Annotated in this window: 17 protein-coding genes and 3 riboswitches; of the genes, 7 read left to right on the top strand and 10 right to left on the bottom strand. The window is 34.4% G+C overall.

Translation table 11 applies throughout. The annotated features are described in order from the left end of the window. Positions 1-2: 2 nt before the first annotated feature. Together cobJ and ACQKM9_RS04145 are read right to left on the bottom strand one after the other, a co-directional pair. Complete coding sequence (gene cobJ / locus ACQKM9_RS04150; RefSeq protein WP_427732934.1) at positions 3-1,676, bottom strand: precorrin-3B C(17)-methyltransferase; 1,674 nt, start codon at positions 1,674-1,676, stop codon at positions 3-5. Between the two features lie 28 nt (positions 1,677-1,704). After that, on the bottom strand, positions 1,705-2,070 hold the full coding sequence (locus tag ACQKM9_RS04145) for a (2Fe-2S) ferredoxin domain-containing protein (RefSeq protein WP_427732932.1): 366 nt from the start codon (positions 2,068-2,070) through the stop codon (positions 1,705-1,707). A gap of 195 nt (positions 2,071-2,265) precedes the next feature. Beyond that, a riboswitch (cobalamin riboswitch) is annotated at positions 2,266-2,462 on the bottom strand. A gap of 237 nt (positions 2,463-2,699) precedes the next feature. Next, a riboswitch (cobalamin riboswitch) is annotated at positions 2,700-2,883 on the top strand. 202 nt (positions 2,884-3,085) lie between these two features. Here ACQKM9_RS04145 and ACQKM9_RS04140 point away from each other — a divergent pair. From ACQKM9_RS04140 to ACQKM9_RS04125, 4 genes are read left to right on the top strand one after another with little or no spacing between them, the layout of a single operon-like run. Then, a complete protein-coding gene (locus tag ACQKM9_RS04140) occupies positions 3,086-3,847 on the top strand; it encodes an energy-coupling factor ABC transporter permease (protein ID WP_427732930.1) in 762 nt (253 codons plus the stop codon). Next, positions 3,844-4,146, top strand: a complete 303-nt coding sequence (locus ACQKM9_RS04135; RefSeq protein WP_427732928.1) for an energy-coupling factor ABC transporter substrate-binding protein — start codon at positions 3,844-3,846, stop codon at positions 4,144-4,146. Before ACQKM9_RS04140 ends, ACQKM9_RS04135 begins: the two co-directional genes overlap by 4 nt. A 1-nt stretch (position 4,147) precedes the next feature. Next, a complete protein-coding gene (gene cbiQ / locus ACQKM9_RS04130) occupies positions 4,148-4,942 on the top strand; it encodes a cobalt ECF transporter T component CbiQ (protein WP_427732926.1) in 795 nt (264 codons plus the stop codon). After that, on the top strand, positions 4,935-5,783 hold the full coding sequence (locus tag ACQKM9_RS04125) for an energy-coupling factor ABC transporter ATP-binding protein (RefSeq protein ID WP_427732924.1): 849 nt from the start codon (positions 4,935-4,937) through the stop codon (positions 5,781-5,783). The genes cbiQ and ACQKM9_RS04125 overlap by 8 nt, the downstream gene beginning before the upstream one ends. 321 nt (positions 5,784-6,104) lie before the next feature. Here ACQKM9_RS04125 and ACQKM9_RS04120 read toward each other — a convergent pair whose 3' ends face one another. Beyond that, the gene (locus ACQKM9_RS04120; protein WP_427732923.1) at positions 6,105-6,314 is read right to left on the bottom strand and encodes a hypothetical protein; all 210 of its coding nucleotides are present in this window, start codon (positions 6,312-6,314) and stop codon (positions 6,105-6,107) included. Positions 6,315-6,375: 61 nt separating this feature from the next. Between ACQKM9_RS04120 and ACQKM9_RS04115 the strand changes: the two genes are divergently transcribed. Continuing rightward, positions 6,376-6,579: a YolD-like family protein gene (locus ACQKM9_RS04115; RefSeq protein ID WP_427732921.1), complete on the top strand. Its 204-nt coding sequence runs from the start codon at positions 6,376-6,378 to the stop codon at positions 6,577-6,579. Positions 6,580-6,834: 255 nt separating this feature from the next. Here the strand turns inward: ACQKM9_RS04115 and ACQKM9_RS04110 are convergent, their stop codons facing one another. The 7 genes from ACQKM9_RS04110 to ACQKM9_RS04080 form a co-directional block, all read right to left on the bottom strand. Continuing rightward, a complete protein-coding gene (locus tag ACQKM9_RS04110) occupies positions 6,835-9,225 on the bottom strand; it encodes a heavy metal translocating P-type ATPase (protein ID WP_427733384.1) in 2,391 nt (796 codons plus the stop codon). Between the two features lie 212 nt (positions 9,226-9,437). Then, positions 9,438-9,764: an ArsR/SmtB family transcription factor gene (locus tag ACQKM9_RS04105; RefSeq protein ID WP_427732919.1), complete on the bottom strand. Its 327-nt coding sequence runs from the start codon at positions 9,762-9,764 to the stop codon at positions 9,438-9,440. Positions 9,765-10,255: 491 nt separating this feature from the next. After that, positions 10,256-10,897, bottom strand: coding sequence for an alpha/beta hydrolase (locus ACQKM9_RS04100; RefSeq protein ID WP_427732917.1), 642 nt, complete (start codon positions 10,895-10,897; stop codon positions 10,256-10,258). Between the two features lie 169 nt (positions 10,898-11,066). Further along, positions 11,067-11,975, bottom strand: coding sequence for a homoserine O-acetyltransferase MetA (gene metA / locus ACQKM9_RS04095; RefSeq protein WP_427732915.1), 909 nt, complete (start codon positions 11,973-11,975; stop codon positions 11,067-11,069). A gap of 96 nt (positions 11,976-12,071) precedes the next feature. Further along, positions 12,072-12,179, bottom strand: a riboswitch (SAM riboswitch). Positions 12,180-12,355: 176 nt separating this feature from the next. Further along, positions 12,356-13,411 (bottom strand): UDP-glucose 4-epimerase GalE, encoded by a 1,056-nt coding sequence (galE, locus tag ACQKM9_RS04090; protein ID WP_427732913.1) that lies wholly within the window; start codon positions 13,409-13,411, stop codon positions 12,356-12,358. A gap of 145 nt (positions 13,412-13,556) precedes the next feature. Continuing rightward, a complete protein-coding gene (locus tag ACQKM9_RS04085) occupies positions 13,557-14,687 on the bottom strand; it encodes a glycosyltransferase family 4 protein (RefSeq protein WP_427732911.1) in 1,131 nt (376 codons plus the stop codon). 437 nt (positions 14,688-15,124) lie between these two features. Next, the gene (locus ACQKM9_RS04080) at positions 15,125-15,760 is read right to left on the bottom strand and encodes a sugar transferase (protein WP_427732909.1); all 636 of its coding nucleotides are present in this window, start codon (positions 15,758-15,760) and stop codon (positions 15,125-15,127) included. A gap of 895 nt (positions 15,761-16,655) precedes the next feature. Between ACQKM9_RS04080 and ACQKM9_RS04075 the strand changes: the two genes are divergently transcribed. Further along, positions 16,656-17,831: an aminotransferase class I/II-fold pyridoxal phosphate-dependent enzyme gene (locus ACQKM9_RS04075; protein ID WP_427732907.1), complete on the top strand. Its 1,176-nt coding sequence runs from the start codon at positions 16,656-16,658 to the stop codon at positions 17,829-17,831. Between the two features lie 82 nt (positions 17,832-17,913). Further along, on the top strand, positions 17,914-18,497 hold a 584-nt coding region (locus ACQKM9_RS04070), incomplete at its 3' end, for a hypothetical protein (protein WP_427732905.1).

Below are 18,497 nucleotides of genomic sequence, written 5' to 3'. Positions count from 1 at the left end.
TGTTAATCCCCGCAAGGTGCAGGTTCAATTTCAATTTTTGGTGACATATCTTGATAGTTAAATCCTTGAATTCGCTTCACACGTTTGAAGTATTTGAACAAGCGCTCGTTCGGATGTGCGTTTTGACGATATTCTTCAACAATATTGCTGACAACTTCTACAATTTTCTCAGGCTCGATGCCCTCTGCTACCGGTTGTCCTGGATGAGCCGTTCTACCAACTGGTTTCGCACCTACAAAAAGATCAAATTTACCTTTTCGATAGACAATTCCGACGTCCTCCATCACAGCTTTGTAACATGCCATACCACAGCCATTAAAACCGATATTAAATTCTTTAGGCATGTTCAGACCGCCAAGTTTTTCTTGAAGTTCCTCTGCATATGGAATACCGCCAGTTTTTTCACCATTACAGAAATCACATGCTTTTATTGTGACAACATCACCTACTGGTGACAGAATAAAGTTTGCTTCTTGCAGTTTAGCTGTAATGATATCTGGTATTGTTGTTGGAATTTTCAAAAGAATATTATGATTTGGTGTATATTCCATTGTCCCTTTTTCTCCAACTACTTCAGCTAATGTCAACATTTGTTTTGGTGTAAATCTTTTATTGGCAACCCCAGGGCTTACGGCTAATTCGAAAATAGATTCCATTTCTTGTTGTACAAAAGTAGTTTGAGTTTCCACTTGTTGACCCGTCACACGAGTTAATGCATCTAATGCCATTTCAAAAGAGCTAATTTCAGGTTTTGGTTCTGTTTTTATAACTGACTGTAGCTGGGCTCTTTCTAAAGCAGGTGTACTTTCAATATTTTGACTACGCTGAATACCGGTTTCTTGGTCCATTGCCCATGGCTCAGCCTCTTCTTTCAAGCGTTGATGTGGTTTAAGTGGTTGTTTTTCGGCATTCAATGTGTACTTTCTTTGGTAACCACGAGGTGTAATCATCTTATTGTCATACAAAAATGTCGATGAATTGCCGATGACAACTGTCGTTAACATGCCAATATCATGATTCAACATATCTTTTAAATTAGTAATGATGATATTTTGTCTATCACGATAGGCGCTTTTTACTAACCCTACTGGTGTTTCAGGTGAACGATACTGTAGTAAAATACGTTGTGTTTCGACAATTTGGCGTGTACGACGGCCACTACGTGGATTGTAAAGAGCTATTACAAAATCCGCCATTGCCGCAGCTTCCACACGTTTTGCTATTAAATCCCATGGAGTTAGATGGTCACTTAAGCTGATCGTACATGAATCATGCATGACTGGTGCGCCAAGTAAAGAAGCACAAGAGTTAATAGCCGAAATACCAGGAATAACTTCAATTTCAACACCAGTTTCTTCTGTCCATCCCTTTTCGATTAACACTTCATAAACTAGTCCGGCCATTCCGTAGACACCGGAATCTCCACTTGAAATAACTGCCACTTTTTTACCATTTTCAGCTTGTCTTACAGCTTCTTGAGCCCGAGAAACTTCTTCAGTCATACCTGTACTGATGACTGCTGTATTACTATCAATTAAATCTTGAATGAGTTCAACGTACGTTTTATAACCGATAATGAAATCACTTTCTTGCAATGCTTCAACTGCTCTAGTTGTAATATGTTTAAAATCACCTGGACCAAAACCGACTACATAAAGTTTTCCAAGTTGCGACATTCAAACATCTCCTTTTCGTTACATCTAACTATTTGTTTTTCGAAATACCTTTAATCGCTCCTGATGTCGGGTTTTGCGTCATGTTGCCATTAATTGTTTGGTATACAACATGAGGTGCAACTTGCTGATCCATACAATCACGTACAATTTGACGACCAATTTCAGGAGATTCAGCTTTATACCAAGTACCTTGTGGATATGCAATTACGACACAGGCATCTTTGCAACGCCCATTACAGCGAGTTCGAGTAGTATGTATTTGTTCGTCAATCTCAAGCATAGCAATCTCATCTCTGACTGCCAGCGTTACCTCTTCCGCGCCTTTCTTCAAACAACTACTGCCATTGCAAATAAGCAAATGGCTTTTCATACTTTCTAAATTCCAAGTTGTCATAGTGTTCCTCCCATACGATGTTCATCATTTTTCAAGAAAAATCTATGGAAATAGGGTGAATTGGCAACTAGTTATCTATTTTGGCAAATAAAAAAACCTTAATTCAAAGAATTAAGGTTTAAAAACTAGATTATTCAGACAACACAAAAAATAAGCGTCGTCCACTGTAGCCTTCACCTTTCCCTCCGAAAAGTATCGTTCATAATTATAAAAGCAGGTTTCCTGGCTTACGCGTCACTTTACTTTGATCTCTTCCCAGTATTTCACCAGTGAGTATTATCATTTCATCAGCGGTACAGTAGCGGGGGCTGCATCGGATTCTAACCGATTTCCCTATTATCCAACATGCTCAATAGTCCAAACATGTCGGCACTTTTAAATTTGATATTCAATTGTATTATTCAGTAAATTCTAAATCTGTAACTATCATATACTAAATTTTACTAGATTCAAATAGTTTTTTTATGAATATTATCTTGTCATAATTTAAAGTTTGCATTTTCACCTATATAAAGTCGTTCAAAACAGTTATATCTACTTTACTACTCATTTTCAATATTTTTGAAAATCACATAAAAAAAATCTAGTAGAAAGAAATTTCCCATGATACACTATATTCTGAAATCAAACAATTCAATAAACTTTATGGTGTTAAATTAGCGTTTAACTGAAAAGGGAAGTCGGTGTTAATCCGGCGCGGTCCCGCCACTGTATTGAGGAGTTTTGCTACAAGATGTCACTGTCAAATGACGGGAAGGCTGTAGCAAAATGATGAATCTAAGCCAGGAGACCTGCCATAAAGTGAGGAACTGTTTCAACCTACGAGGATGGGTGTGAAAGTGAGTAAGTCTTATTTTTTGATGACTTTTCCTTCACGCACTTCTTTCTATGAAAGAGGTGCTTTTTTATTTAAAAAAATTGCTGTACGCCCTATCTAGAGAGGTATTTCATAGGAGGTGTTATTTGTATATCACTGTATATCCAATAAAAATACATAAACAAAAGGGAGAATAATATGAATAAGTTAAAATTAATATTTATCTGGAAAATAATCTACTTTTTAGCATTTGTCATGATTGTTCCAAAACAAGCATTTGCCATGCACATTATGGAGGGGTTCTTACCTGTTGAATGGGCTATCTTTTGGTGGGCAGTAACAATTCCGTTTTTGATTATTGGTTTCCGATCAATAAGTAAAACAATTAAGGAAAATCCAGATACTAAAATGATGCTTGGCTTATCTGGGGCTTTTGCTTTTGTTTTATCTGCACTTAAAATCCCTTCTGTTACAGGTAGTTGTTCTCACCCTACTGGTGTAGGTTTAGGAACTGTATTATTTGGACCATTTGCAATGAGTATTGTAGGTTTTATTGTTCTTTTATTCCAATCATTGCTTTTAGCTCACGGTGGCTTAACTACACTTGGTGCAAATGCTTTTTCAATGGCAGTCGTTGGTCCTCTAATTGCTTACGGTGTATACAAAGGGACTTCTAAAGCAGGCTTACCTTTTGCATTTGCTGTATTTTTGGCTGCAACTTTAGGTGATCTTGGCACTTATCTAGTCACTTCTATTCAATTAGCACTTGCTTTCCCTTCTGAAGTCGGTGGATTCTTTGCTTCTTTCACTAAATTCAGTAGTATTTTCGCATTAACGCAAATTCCTTTAGCTATTTCTGAAGGTATTTTAACTGTGGTCATTATGAATTTCTTAAAAAAATACAACGTAGCTGAGCTAAAAGCGCTGCGCGTTCTCTCGAAAGGGGCTGAACAACGTTGAAAAAAAATCTAATACTAATCTCAATCGTTGTCATTCTTGCAATCTTCCCTCTTTTCATTCAAAAAGGAGCTGAATTCGGAGGGGCTGATGGTGAAGCTGAAGCTGCCATTGGTGAAATAAATGCTTCTTATGAGCCTTGGTTCTCAAGTATTTGGGAACCACCAAGTGGTGAAATCGAAAGTCTATTATTCTGTCTTCAAGCAGCGATTGGTGCTGGCTTTATCGGTTACTTTGTTGGTTTAACAAGAGGTAAATACAAACGAAAAGATACTGTTAAAAATAAAGAGGGGCAAATATAAGATGCTTCTTATTGATAAATATGCTTATATGAATCGTTGGCAGCATATTCATCCAATAGAAAAAATGGTATTTACCTTTTTTCTGATGTTATTTTCGTTAACTGTGAGAGACACACTTGTATCACTCATCACACTTATTGTGATGAGTGCTTTTACAATTTTAGGTGCAAAAATTCCTTTTAAATATTATTTCAAGTTATTATTAGTACCTAGTTTTTTCCTATTATCGAGTATGCTGACCATTTTGATTTCATTTTCAAGTAACTATTCCTTAATTACCTCATCACTTTGGACAACTAAATTTCTAGGATTACATATTTTTATTACGGAAAATAGTGTTGAGACGGCAATTCAATTATTTTTTACAGTGCTAAGTAGTATTAGTTGCTTATACTTCTTAACATTGACTACACCTGTACATGATATTTTACATGTCTTAAGTAAGCTGAAAGTACCAGCATTATTAATCGAATTAACCGAGATCACATATCGCTTCATTTTTGTTTTTTTGGAAACATCACTTAAAATTCATCAAGCACAAAATTCTCGTCTTGGTTATTTAACTGTAAAACAAAGTATTAATTCGTTAGGGTTACTTGTTTCCTCCTTATTTGTCCATGTGTTTCAGCGTTCTAAAGAATTAATTATTGCGATGAATTCTCGGTGCTATACGGAAGATATAAAATTATTAGAGAATGAATATTCATTTTCTAAAAGAAATTGGGTAGTAATTGGACTCATTTCAATTAGTATTGTATCTGTTCATATTCGGTTCGGAGGAAGTCTAAATGGATGAGCTATTTTTTGACATTCAACACCTTACACATAGCTATCAAGATGGCACGATTGCATTAAACGAACTTTCTCTTTCTATAAAAAAGGGTAAGAAAATTGCATTACTCGGTAATAACGGTGCTGGTAAATCTACATTATTTCAGCATTTAAATGGGATATTGCAACCCACTTCAGGTGAGATACATTTTAAAGGTCAAAGGATGAAATATGGACGAAAATCTTTATCACAGTTACGAGAGCAAGTTGGCATAGTCTTTCAAGATCCGGATTCTCAATTATTTTCTGGCACTGTAAAACAAGATATTTCGTTTGGACCTATTAATCTTGGCTGGTCTAAAGAAAAAGTCGTTGAACAAGTTGACTGGGCGATGCAAGAAACTGAAGTTATACCCCTACAACAAAAACCGATTCACTTTTTGAGTTTAGGGCAGAAAAAACGTGTCGCTATTGCTGGAGTTTTAGCAATGAATCCCGATGTCTTTATTTTAGATGAGCCATCTGCAGGTCTCGATGCATATTATTCTAAGCAAATCATGTCACTTTTAAATACGATTCATAAACCGCATAAAACCATTATTTTATCGACACATGATGTGCATTTTGCATATGAATGGGCTGATGAGATCATCGTCATGAGTGATGGACAAATTCTATATCATGGTGATCCCATCTCCGTTTTTAAACAGCCTAATTTACTTTCAAAAGCTCATCTTGAGAAGCCCTGGGTATTTGAAACGGCAGAGCAATTACAACAAAACGGCATGTTAGCAATTGATGCCCCCTTTCCTCGAAATAGGGAGCAATTATTTCAACAATTTAAGACCAACATAACTGTAAAGTAACATGTTTATTCTAAAACCGTACTAGATTTTTACTAGTATGGTTTTTATTTTCTCTTAGATGCTGGATTTTGATTTTTATATATAGACTAGCGAGGTTTATATCAAATCAATATTTAGTCATATATTATTAGTAGTCTTATTACTATTTACATTTAATATAGAAATAAACAAAGCCACGAGAACTTTTTGCTCATGGCTTTGTTTAACATTCTACTACTTAGCTTCCACTTGTTCTAAAGTGGGTTTTTCATTTTTAGTATCCACTTTGAAAATAGACATAAACAATACTACTTAAGACTAAACCAACCACAAATGTTAGTATTACTCCCATCCCAGGCTGTTACCTTTGAAAATCCCCTTTGCAAATGGTGCAGTGAATAATGGATTTGAAGTAAACAGAAGTCCAACAATTACACTTACAAACCATATAATTACATTCCCTTTATTCACAGCAATCTTTTTATCACCTGATATGATTAACCTTGCTTTTTGTGAAGAATAACGTAATCTGCCACCAATATAGCTGTCCAAACTGCCAAGCCAATACCAACAACTACTGAGGACATTTGAATGAACCTAAAAATCACCATTTATGAATAACACAGAATGGCAAGCAAATAATGATGTCCCAAAACCTATAATTGATGAGCAAAAGTTTGAAGAGATAAATTTCATAATTCAAAACGCTTTAAATAATAAATTGAAACTTGAAGTCCAATACTATTCAAATAATTCTCTTAAGATCATTCAAGGTATTATTGATAAAATTGACTATTTTAAAAAAAATTTCTATTGAATCCTCTCATGATGGACTTTTATGTATAAAGTTCTTTGATATTATTGATGCAACTATTGAAGAATAAATTACTTCAGGCTCAAAATATAATGGCGAGACAAGAGACCCTTATTTAAACTACAAACTGACTACTTGATGGAAATAAAGGAGGTTTACTTAGCTGTTGATTTACATTAACAGTAAGTAAACCTCCTTTTTATAAAAATTCACCAAAAGAAAAAGTGTCGACGATTACCCTTCTATAGTAGATGAATATTATTTAAACTTTAACAATCGTAAGGCATTTAAAATAACAATTAATGCTGCACCCGTATCGCTTAATACCGCCATCCAAAGTGTAAGATAACCCGGGAAAATTAAGGCAAGTGCAATGACTTTGATAATTATAGAAAACCAAATATTTTGTTTAATAATAGTCAAAGCTTTTCTACTTAACTTCACTGTATGAGGAAGTTTATCAAGATTATCCGCCATTAAGACGATATCAGCTGTCTCCATAGCCGTATCTGTTCCGGCTCCTCCCATTGCAATACCTAAATCTGCTGTCGCAAGGGCTGGAGCGTCATTAATACCGTCTCCTACCATGGCAACCTTATGTCCTTCACTTTGTAATTTCTTGATAGCCATCACTTTATCCTCAGGCAATAATTCTGCGAAATAACGATCAACATTAGCTTCTGATGCAATCATTTTTGCAGTTCCTTCATTATCCCCAGTTAACATTACGGTTTGCTTAACTCCACTTTGTTTTAAAGCTGTTAAAGCTGTAGCTGAAGTTTCACGTATTGTATCAGAAACTGCAATCAATCCCATGACTTGCTCATGAGTACCAATTATAACTACCGTTTTCCCTTGATTTTGTATTTCTTGAACATGTTTTTTTACATTATCTAAAGATACGTCCAGTTCTTCAAATAGCTTTAAATTACCGGAGTAAAAAACATCTCCACCAATCGTTGATTGAACACCCTTGCCTACGATATTCTTAAATAACTCTCCATTTTTGGGCTGGATTCTTTTATCATTCACATACCCCACAATTGCTTTAGCGATTGGATGAGTTGAGTATTCTTCAAGTGTTAAGGCTATTGAAAGCAACTCTTCTTCTGACACATTTAACGCATTAATGTACGATACTTTCGGTTTCCCTTCAGTCAAAGTTCCAGTTTTATCAAACGCAATGGCAGTGATAGCCCCTGATTTTTCTAAGAAAGTTCCACCTTTGATTAAGACACCGTTCTTCGCTGCGTTTCCAATAGCTGTTACGATTGCAACTGGTGTAGAAATAACTAGAGCACAAGGACAAGCTATAACGAGTAATTCGAGCCCTTTATAAAACCATTCTCCCCAAGCACCTGAACCAAGTAGAGGAGGCAAAATCATTATTATTAATGCTAAAATAAACACAATTGGTGTATAAATACTTGCAAATTTATCTACAAAAGCTTCCGTTGGTGCTTTTTGTTCTTGTGCTTCTTCGACTAGATGAATTATTTTCGATATAGTTGTATCTTCAACTAACTTAGTGACCCTAATTTCGAGGGAACCATGTTCATTTATAGTCCCTGCGTATACAAAATCACCAATATTCTTATCTATAGGAATGGACTCACCTGTAATTGGAGCCTGATTTACACTTGATTCTCCTTGAGTGATTTCACCATCTAATGGAATTTTATCACCTGGCTTAACAATGATGATTTCCCCGACTTTTATCTCTTCCACCGGTTTTTTAATGATTTCTGAACCAATACTCACCCAAGCTTCAGCAGGAGCTATATCCATAAGATTACGAATAGAATTTCTTGTGCGTTCAATCGATTTAGTTTGTAGTAAGGTACCAATTGCAAATAACCAAACAACTGTAGCCCCTTCAAGCCATTCACCTATAAGCGCAGCTCCAATAGCTGCAGCAGACATTAGAACATTCATATCCAGTGAACGACTTTTAATTGCATAAAATGCACTCTTAACCGGCTTATAACCACTTATAATCATTGCCATTACGTATAGACCCGATGATATCAACGTAGGAACTCCGGTATATGAACCGATAAAACCTAAAGCTATTAGTACACCTGACAAGATGACTAAGCTGTCGTTTTTATTTTTATGAGTCTTTATCAATTGTTTATTAGACGGTAATGAAGCTTTAAAACCAATTTTAGAAACCTCAGAAATGATATCTTCATCAGTATTAGAATGTTCAATTTTCATTTTCCCCGTAGAAAAATTAACGCTCACGATTTTAACGGATATAATGTTATTTAAGTGATTTTCTATGCTCTTAGCACAGCTACCACAGTCCATACCTTCAATAGTAAAGATCTTTATATTTTCCTTTTGATTTAATGGTTCTACAGAAAATCCGAGTTTATTAATTTCACTCTCAATTGGAATAAAAGCATTTAGGTTACTTGAAACCACTTGCATTTTTGCTGTATTATAATTAACTTTTACTTCAGTTATATCCTGTAATTTACTTAAACCTTTTTCAATGGTTTTTGCACATGCAGGACAATCCATTCCATGTACTCTGAATGACATTCTCTCTCCTGAAGTAAGAGGATTCAAAAACGCCTCTTCTTTCGGTTGTTCATTACTACTACAACAACTTGTTTTAACCGGAATTATATCTTCAGTCATTGTAGTAGAACTACTGCAGCAACTTACCTCTTCTATTTCTTTTACGATTTCCTTTGATATATTATTACTACAACAATTAGTTGCTTCTTGTTTAAACTCTTGGGAGGCGTTATCAACGGAATCTTTGTTACCTGTACAACAGCTTGAATTCGCTTGTTTTACAGGTAGTTCTTCAGAAGAACTACAACATTTATCAGCCAAATTAATCACCTCTATTTGATATGATGTTTACAACATTCAACATCATTTTGAACATCTTCAAGAACTAGATCGAACATGGTTAATAGATCCCTTATTTGTTGATTTCTTAAACTGTAATAGCAGTATTTCCCTTCATTTCTTCCCACAATTATTCCACAGCCTTTTAAACAGGCAAGATGTTGTGAAATGTTCGATTGGTTCCCTTTAATTTCCTCTACAATTTGTGTTACCGTTTTTTCTTGATTTTTTAGACATTCGAGAATTTGAAGCCTAGTTTTATTAGAAAAGCCATGAATTAGTTTAACTTTCATATCAATATTAAGATCTATATTTTGCATACATTTCCTCCTTACATATTAGTCATTTCTAATGTGTTTTATAATTATTATATTAGCTCTGGCTAATATGTGTGTCAATTAGAAAAAAAAAAAAGAAACGCATCCAACTGTTAATAATTAGAAACAATTGGATTTGCCTCTTGTAGCTTTATAAAAAATTTTGTTCATTTATGATAAAAGATTGATTAAAATCATCTCTCCTCTATAGATTTTTTAGAGGTGAGATGATTTTTTTATTTAGGTATTTATGTTAATTTGAATCTGCTACACTAAGTTGGACATAAAAAATAAGGGCAAAAAAAATATGTGATGCAACATTTTTTTACAGTTAATTCGAGCGCCAGTTACGGTTAACTGACTCTTGACCTACAAAAAAACACCTCCACGTTGATTACTAAGGTAGGATACCCTTTTTTCAACGTGGAGGTGTTTTTATTTGTCTCATATTTATAGGTTAGTGCATAATATTGCTCGTTATTTTTAAAGTAAAGTTAAGAAATTTGTTCTTTTAAGAAAGTAACTAAATCTAAGTGATTAGCTGGTGTAACTCCGTGACCGTCTGGATAGCTCTTAAAAGTGACAGATGCACCTAACGACTCTAAGAAGTCTTTACTTTCAACGCCCCATTGATGAGGAAGAACATAATCATATTCACCATGTGAGATGAAAATTGGCATATGTTCCACTGATTGCTTATGATATTCATTTTTCACAAAATCAGGAATATAACCACTTAAAGCGACAACAGCTGTTAATTTACCCCCTAAAACAAAGGCTAGTGATTGAGCTAAAATAGCTCCTTGGCTAAAGCCCATCAATACCACTTTCTCTACATCAATATTATAAATAAAAGAAGCTTCATCTATAAATTCTCCGATAAAATGAACTACTTTATCAAAAACTGGACGGTCTGGTTCTCCTGTACCTTGAATTGTAAAGAATGCATAACCAGGTTTTTGTGTAATAGGGCCACGTAAACTAAAGATATGACAACTTTCTTCAAAATCAGCTACTAAACCAGGTAAATCTTGCTCATTACTCCCCATCCCATGTAATAAGAAAATAGCTGGGTATTTTTTTGATGGATCCATATTTTTTGGTTCTGTATGAATAAATGTAAAAGGTGATTTCATTAATTGTCTTCCCTTCGAGATAAACTACATTTATCATAGCATAAAGTAGGCTTCTAAGGTGCTTACCTAATGATTTTAATAGAAAATGGTTTTTACTTATAAAAAGTATCTACAATTAAGAGAAAATGCCCTATTCTATTTATCTAATGGAATAGATCCTTTATCTATATCATTCCCACTCAAATGGTGTTTCTTGGTACACATAGTAGTTCAACCAGTTAGAGAACAATAAGTGAGTATGTGAACGCCAAGTATTAAATGGTTGCTTTGCTGGATCATCATTTGGAAAATAATTTTGTGGAACCTCTATTTTCAACCCTTTAGCAACGTCACGAGAATATTCATCTGCCAATGTATGAGCATCGTATTCAAAATGCCCGGTAATCATGATGTGCTTTTCATCTTCTGATATTACGATAAATACTCCAGCATCATCAGAGGCTGACAATAGCTTGAGCTTTGGATGATCTTCAACTTCTTCAATAGCTACTGATGTATTCCTTGAATGTGGCGCGGTGAATAAGTCATTAAAACCACGAACAAGTTTCACAGTTGGATCTGTGATTGTATGATCATAAATTCCTGAACATTTCTTCGCCAACGGGAATTTTCCAATACCATAATGATGGTAAAGTGCCGCTTGTGCACCCCAACAGATATGCAAAACAGATGTAACATTTGCTTTGGTCCAATCCATAATACTGACGATTTCTTCCCAGAATTCAACATCTTCAAACTCCATTAATTCAATCGGTGCTCCCGTTATAATCATGCCATCAAAGCGTCGGTGCTTAACATGTTCAAACGTCGTATAAAATGATTCTAAATGTGTTTTACTAACATTTTTTGAAACATACGTCGCAGTATTTAAAAACGTTACGTTCACTTGTAGTGGTGTATTACCTAGGAGACGTAACAATTGAAGCTCGGTTTTCTCTTTTTCTGGCATCAAATTCAAAATTAATATATTTAAAGGACGAATATTTTGGCTTTTTGAACGGTCCTCTTCCATTACGAATATTTTTTCCTCTTTTAGTAATTCCGTTGCCGGAAGGTTTTTTGGAATATTAATTGGCATTACTAATTCTCTCCCTTTCCTTTTGTTTATTATGTACACGTATGTAAAAAGCCCTCATTCTTAGGATAAGAATGAGGGCTAATTCAACACGCTCGTTTCTTATCTTCCAAGACTATTGTCTTGTAGGACTTAGCACCTTTCTGATTGAATCAGAGGTTGCTGAAGCTTCACAGGGCCTTATCCCTCTGCTTCTCTTGATAAGAATATATAATTGATTTAATCCTATCACTAAATTGTCAGATAAGCAAACATTTCTGTCAATTTAATCATAGGAAATAAGCCCTCATAGTTTTCCTACAGGGCTTTGGAAAAATATTTTATATCAGGGTAGTTCAGTATATTTAATATAGTAAAAAAACTATTCCATTTTTATGCAACAATTACAAATCAGTTATATATAACAACTGATTTTCCGCTAAATTCCTTACTTTATAACCATTTGGATTATTTCTTTGCCATCTCCAAGCATCTCTACACATATCTTCTAATGTTTTTTCTGCTACCCAACCCAGTTGTTGCTTTGCTTTTGTCACATCTGCATAGCTAATGGCAACATCACCTTCACGTCGATCGCTAATAAGGTATTTAATTGGAATACCGGAAACATATTCGAATGTTTTTACAACTTGTAGGACGCTATATCCTTCGCCTGTACCTAGATTAAATACTCTCCATCCAAACTTTCCTATTAAACTTTCTAACGCTTTTACATGACCTTTTGCTAAGTCTACTACATGAATATAATCACGAATACCGGTTCCATCAAGCGTCGGATAATCATTTCCATAGATATTTAAATAGGGTAATTTACCAGTGGCCACTTGTGTTATATAAGGCATCAAATTATTCGGAATGGAAAAAGGATCTTCTCCTATCATGCCACTATCATGTGCTCCAATTGGATTAAAATAACGTAATGAAACTATTGAAAAAGAATGATTGGATTGTGCAAATTCATATAAGAATTTTTCAACAGCTAGCTTTGTTGTTCCATAAGGGTTCGTTGTATTTAAGGATGCAGTTTCTGGGATAGGACATTGATCTGGGGTGCCATAGACAGTTGCTGATGAACTGAAAACAAGTTGCCGTACTTTATATTTATTCATTATTTCCACTAACTGTATTGTGCTCACCAAATTCTGCAAGTAGTATTTGATAGGATTGTGGAGGGATTCTGGAACAGATTTGGAACCTGCTAAATGAATGACACTATCTATTGAATAGTTTTGAAACACTTTTTCTAAATCTTCTCTATGACTAATATCTACGGAGAGACATGTTATTTTTTTCTTTGTGATCGCTTGCATACGATTGATTACTTCCATATTACTATTAATAAAATTATCTACAATAATGATTTCATGACCAGCTTGTATTAACTCGATACAAATATGTGAGCCAATATATCCTGCTCCACCAGTTACTAGAATGTTCAATGCTTCTCTCCATTTCTTAACTTCTTTGGATTACTAATTACATGCTTCCCTCCGGTACGAGATGTCTCTTGGATAATCGCCTCCTTTATTGAAAACATTCAAATACTTGTCTTATTAAAAAAACTAGAGAAATGATGATAGAAACTTAGTGATGATCAAGTATTGTTACATCTATTAACTCTTTCTTTACATTGTGCGCCTGTAAATACTGGCTCACTGTTTTATCATACATAGAATGAAATGAGAATCTATCTTCGAAATAACGGCAACCTGCATGACCTAGTTGTAGCCTTAAATCGCGATTCTCTAGTAATTGAATCAACCGGTCTTTAATAACTTGTATATCATGATTTACTATATACCCTGTTTCACCATCGATAATTATTTCTGGTACCCCCCCTACATTCGAAGCGATAACCGGTAACTGAGCTCTCATTGCCTCTAAAATAGAGATAGGTAGTCCTTCAAAATTAGACAAAAGGACAAATAGGTCAGCCTGCTGTAATTGTGTTTCTATATCATCACGAGAACCTAGAAATGTAACACGATGAGCAATATCATGTTGTAGCGATAATGCTTTTGTAGCCTCCATCTCTTTTCCATCGCCTATGAATACGAGCTGCCACTCTTTCTCTTTCATTGTGGACAGTACCTCAATCAATAAATCTTGCCGTTTAGGTTGCTCAAATCTTGCTACCATAATGATTTTTGGTATTTTATTTTGAGAAAAGACTTGTTTACCACTACTATGAATACCGTTATGAATCGTCGTCATATTGTCTTTTTTCCCAACTTTTTTCTCTATAGCAAGTGAGTAATCATAATTTGAAACAGTAATAATCTTTGTCGTTTTTCGGGCAAATGCCCTCTCGATTTGTTGATAAATCCAACGTTTTATTGGTTTTACACCTTCCGTAAATGCCCAACCATGTACAGTGAAGATAGTTGGTATCTTTAAAGAAAAAGCTGCTAACCTACCAACTACACCCGCTTTTGATGAATGTAGAGCTACAACATCTGGATTGATACGACGTAAATTTGAACGTATTTCAAAAAATGCACGAATATCAGCTACAAGGTGAATAGCCCATTTTAAATGTTGAAGTTGTATTATGCTTATATTCTTTTCATTTAACGGCTGATAAATGAGTGCCCCTTTTGAAGTGAGGATTGTTATTTCATGTCCATCTACTGCTAGTTGTTTTGTGAGAGCCAGTACATGTGTTTGTGCTCCGCCAGTTGTATCTAATTTCGTGATTATTTGAACAATTTTCATTACCTCACCTTTCTTAGATCTTTGTATTATCCAATAAACTCTGATCTAATCATTATTAATGTAACTGATTACCATATGCCAAATTTTTTACTATTAAAGCTAAAATATTGAAAGCTCATAATTACATAAAAACTTCATTGAAATTTTCTAGTTTTTAATTTGGAGTTAATAGTCGCTGTTAAAGGTCTAAGATTTCTGACTGTAGTACAGTTTCAAATACTAAAAAACCTTCAAAGAATCTATTATGTATTAGTTAAAATAAGCTAATATTTCTTCTCACTCCAACTTTCATGACTTTACATCTCTAGTTTACTAAATGTCTTTCCGCTTGATTTTGATCTGTAGTGAAGAAAATAATGATGATTAAACATCATTATTTTTCGACTTACGTGCAATACATGGCCATATAATGGATGAAATATGACTTGAAGTACTTTTTAATAAGCTCCCTCTCGACTAAAAACTACACGTATAGTGCGCATTAAAATTTTGATATCGAGTAGAAATGAGCAGTTCTCTACGTAATCAATGTCATAATTTATTTTTCTTCCATGAGGAATATTAGAACGTCCATTTATTTGCGCCAATCCTGTAATTCCTGGTTTCATATACAATCTTTTAGCTTGTTCTAGATTATAATAAGCTGTAATTTCAGGTACTTCAGGTCTTGGTCCTACTAAACTCATTTCACCCTTTAAAACATTAATAATTTGTGGTAGTTCATCTAAGCTCAGTTTTCTTAGTAACTTCCCGATTCCAGTCATCCGCGTATCCTGTGAACTCTTAAAGACGAACTGTTCAGGTACCCCACCTTCCCAGTCATTTACCTTGTTCTTCTGACTAAGATTATTACGCATCGTCCTGAACTTCCAAATTTGAAAGTTTGAGTAATTTATTCCCGTTCTCTGTTGAGTAAAGAAAATAGGTCTTCCGGATACAAATAGTAATATAATTGCTATTATTAGCATGAAAAGTGCGATAATTGGCAATAAAATACTAGAAATAACTATATCTAATAGTCTTTTTCCATATTTAGCGTAAAATCTAGGCCTATCTATTACATTCGCTTGCATTTTTAACCTCCATTTTTACCATAAATTTCGAACTTCACCTATAACAAATGTATTGATTATATTACTTAATTTAGAATACGCGTTACATTTTTTTCAAAAATAAATTATGAATAGAAGATAAAAATTTACGTTAAGTTCATTCTAAACCTTTATTTTTCAAGGTCTTATCTTTAAGAAATATATGAACATTACTCTTCTATTATGATGAAATCTAAGTCGAGTATATTTGTTTTCAAAATATTTCTATATAAATGAAAGAGAAACACAAATAATAAGCCGAATGTTATAGTTTTTTTGAAAATTTAATAAGGTTTACAACATTTACTTAGTAAAAAGCAATTTTATATTTGCAACTTTTGAAAATGTGTATGATTTTTCAAAAAAAAAACCAAATGCATATCATATACATTTGGTTTACCTTATGAAATTTTATTTTGAACTTAGAAAGCTGTAGAGGTAGATTCAATTGGTGATGCACTTACTTTATGACTATATTTCAATCTAGTCTTAATCTGTATTATAAACTGTTACAAAATCCAATTATAAGAACTCTGATTTTTCTCTTTAAAAATGATAATTGATTTATTTGCAATAACTTAAAACAATACTTCGATTGTTATATTTTTGTATATTTATATAATTTTAATTACCATATAGTGGTGATGTATATTTTTTTAAATAGATAACATGATTCCAATATACCTAATCCAATATATTAAATCAGTTAATATGAACTAGAAATTCTTTTTTTATTTTAAAAACACTCATAAACATTGAACATTCAGAGAAATTTTTTCAAATTATATGAAATTACTTAAGTTTAACTGTTACATAATAGCTTTAGTATGTTAAAATATTTCTTAAAATTACTTTTGCAACTAAGGAGTGCTTGCATGTGAAAATCGAAAAATCAAAAAAAATGGCTATGTTTCCAAAAGCAATATTCGGTGATTTAAAAGCGGCGGCCAATGTGAAAGCAGCTGAAGGCGTTAAATTAATCGATTTAAGCTTAGGAAGCCCGGATCTTCCACCAGACGAAAAAGTACGTAAAGTAATGTCTGAACAAAGTGCATTAGCCAGCTCATATGGCTATACACTAAGTGGTACAAAACGTTTCTATGAAGCGGTAGCACGTTATTACAAACGTCGTACTAATGTAGATTTAGATCCAAATACGGAAATTATTCAAACAATGGGTTCACAAGAAGGACTTGTTCATTTACCGATGGCCTTCTGTAATAAAGGTGACTATGTACTAACGACGAACCCAGCCTACGTAGCCTTTGATGCCGGTATTCATCTTGCAGAAGCTATTCCTTACTATATGCCTTTATTAGAAGAAAATAATTACTTACCAGATTTCGACGCAATTCCTGTAGAGGTTGCTGAAAAGGCAAAACTGATGATCCTAAACTTACCAGGAAATCCAGTACCTGCAATGCCTAACGAAGAGTTTTTCGCTAAAGCAGTTGCATTTGGCCGTAAATATAATGTCATTATTTTACATGATGCTGCCTATTCAGAATTCTATTTTGAAGGCGACCGTCCATCAAGCTTCCTTGCTACACCAGGAGCAAAAGAAGTCGGCATGGAAATCAACTCTCTTTCTAAAAGCTTTAGTTTAGCTGGTGCACGTATTGCGTACATAGCAGGAAATGCTGAGATGATCTCAATTATCCAAGAACTAAAATCTAATTTGGATTACGGCACTTTTGAGCCAATCCAAGAAGCTGGTATTGTTGCTTTAGACAATGCTGAAGAAATAACAGATCGTCTTCGTGCTACATTCTCAAAACGACACCATATTTTAATGGATGGTTTAACTAAAATTGGCTGGAACGTAACACCTTCAAAGGGTGGTATGTTCGTCTGGGCTAAATATCCAAATCAAGAAATGAACGATATCGACTTCGTATATCACGCAATTAAAGAAACAGGCGTAGTTATGGTACCAGGAATCATCTTTGGTGATGCTGGATCGGGTTATGTACGCTTAGCACTTGTTCAAAAAGAAGAATTAATCGCTGAGGCTGTTGAACGACTTGCTACATTATCTGTAGTGCACGCTTAATCTATTTTGACCGCAAGAGGGTGATTCCTTTTGCGGTTTTTTTTTTTGAGGAAAAGTTGGTGAATTTTTCTTGTGAGTTTATTTGACTTATCAAGCTGTTTTCGGGTTTTCATTTGCACTCCTTGAGCGCTTATTTAACATACTCCTGTTTTTTAGTCTACCTGTTACGTTATTGGGCTCTGCTTTTAACCTACTCGCTCTTTTTTGGCTTCCTTTTGCGCTACTGGGACTCTCCTTTAACCTATTTGGCTCTCCTTTTAACTCACTGGTGCTTTCTTTTAACCTACTCGCTCTTTTTGGACGTCCTTTTGCTCTACTCGGGCTCTCTTTTAACCTATTCGGCTCTCCTTTTAACTCACTGGTGCTTTCTTTTAACCTATTCGCTCTTTTTGGACGTCCTTTTGCTCTACTCGGGCTCTCCTTTAACCTATTCAGCTCTCCTTTAACCTATTCAGCTCTCCTTTTAACTCACTGGAGCTTTCTTTTAACCTACTCGCTCCTTTTGGACGTCCTTTTGCTCTACTTACGCTCTCTTTTAACCTATTCGGCTCTCCTTTTAACTCACTGGTGCTTTCTTTTAACCTACTCGCTCCTTTTGGACGTCCTTTTGCTCTACTTACGCTCTCTTTTAACCTATTCGGCTCTCCTTTTAACTCACTGGTGCTT

Origin of the sequence: Viridibacillus sp. NPDC093762, from assembly GCF_050279675.1 — a bacterium.
Taxonomy (GTDB): domain Bacteria; phylum Bacillota; class Bacilli; order Bacillales_A; family Planococcaceae; genus Viridibacillus.
This window is presented reverse-complemented; position numbering and strand designations above follow the sequence as displayed.

Coding starts and splice junctions, on each gene's coding strand:
- cbiQ (WP_427732926.1), top strand. CDS start 4,148: ATGCTTCTTATTGATAAATATGCTTATATGAATCGTTGGCAGCATATT.
- ACQKM9_RS04140 (WP_427732930.1), top strand. CDS start 3,086: ATGAATAAGTTAAAATTAATATTTATCTGGAAAATAATCTACTTTTTA.
- cobJ (WP_427732934.1), bottom strand. CDS start 1,676: ATGTCGCAACTTGGAAAACTTTATGTAGTCGGTTTTGGTCCAGGTGAT.
- ACQKM9_RS04085 (WP_427732911.1), bottom strand. CDS start 14,687: ATGAAAATTGTTCAAATAATCACGAAATTAGATACAACTGGCGGAGCA.
- ACQKM9_RS04105 (WP_427732919.1), bottom strand. CDS start 9,764: ATGCAAAATATAGATCTTAATATTGATATGAAAGTTAAACTAATTCAT.
- ACQKM9_RS04110 (WP_427733384.1), bottom strand. CDS start 9,225: ATGACTGAAGATATAATTCCGGTTAAAACAAGTTGTTGTAGTAGTAAT.
- ACQKM9_RS04080 (WP_427732909.1), bottom strand. CDS start 15,760: ATGCAAGCGAATGTAATAGATAGGCCTAGATTTTACGCTAAATATGGA.
- ACQKM9_RS04125 (WP_427732924.1), top strand. CDS start 4,935: ATGGATGAGCTATTTTTTGACATTCAACACCTTACACATAGCTATCAA.
- ACQKM9_RS04115 (WP_427732921.1), top strand. CDS start 6,376: ATGAATAACACAGAATGGCAAGCAAATAATGATGTCCCAAAACCTATA.
- ACQKM9_RS04145 (WP_427732932.1), bottom strand. CDS start 2,070: ATGACAACTTGGAATTTAGAAAGTATGAAAAGCCATTTGCTTATTTGC.
- ACQKM9_RS04100 (WP_427732917.1), bottom strand. CDS start 10,897: ATGAAATCACCTTTTACATTTATTCATACAGAACCAAAAAATATGGAT.
- metA (WP_427732915.1), bottom strand. CDS start 11,975: ATGCCAATTAATATTCCAAAAAACCTTCCGGCAACGGAATTACTAAAA.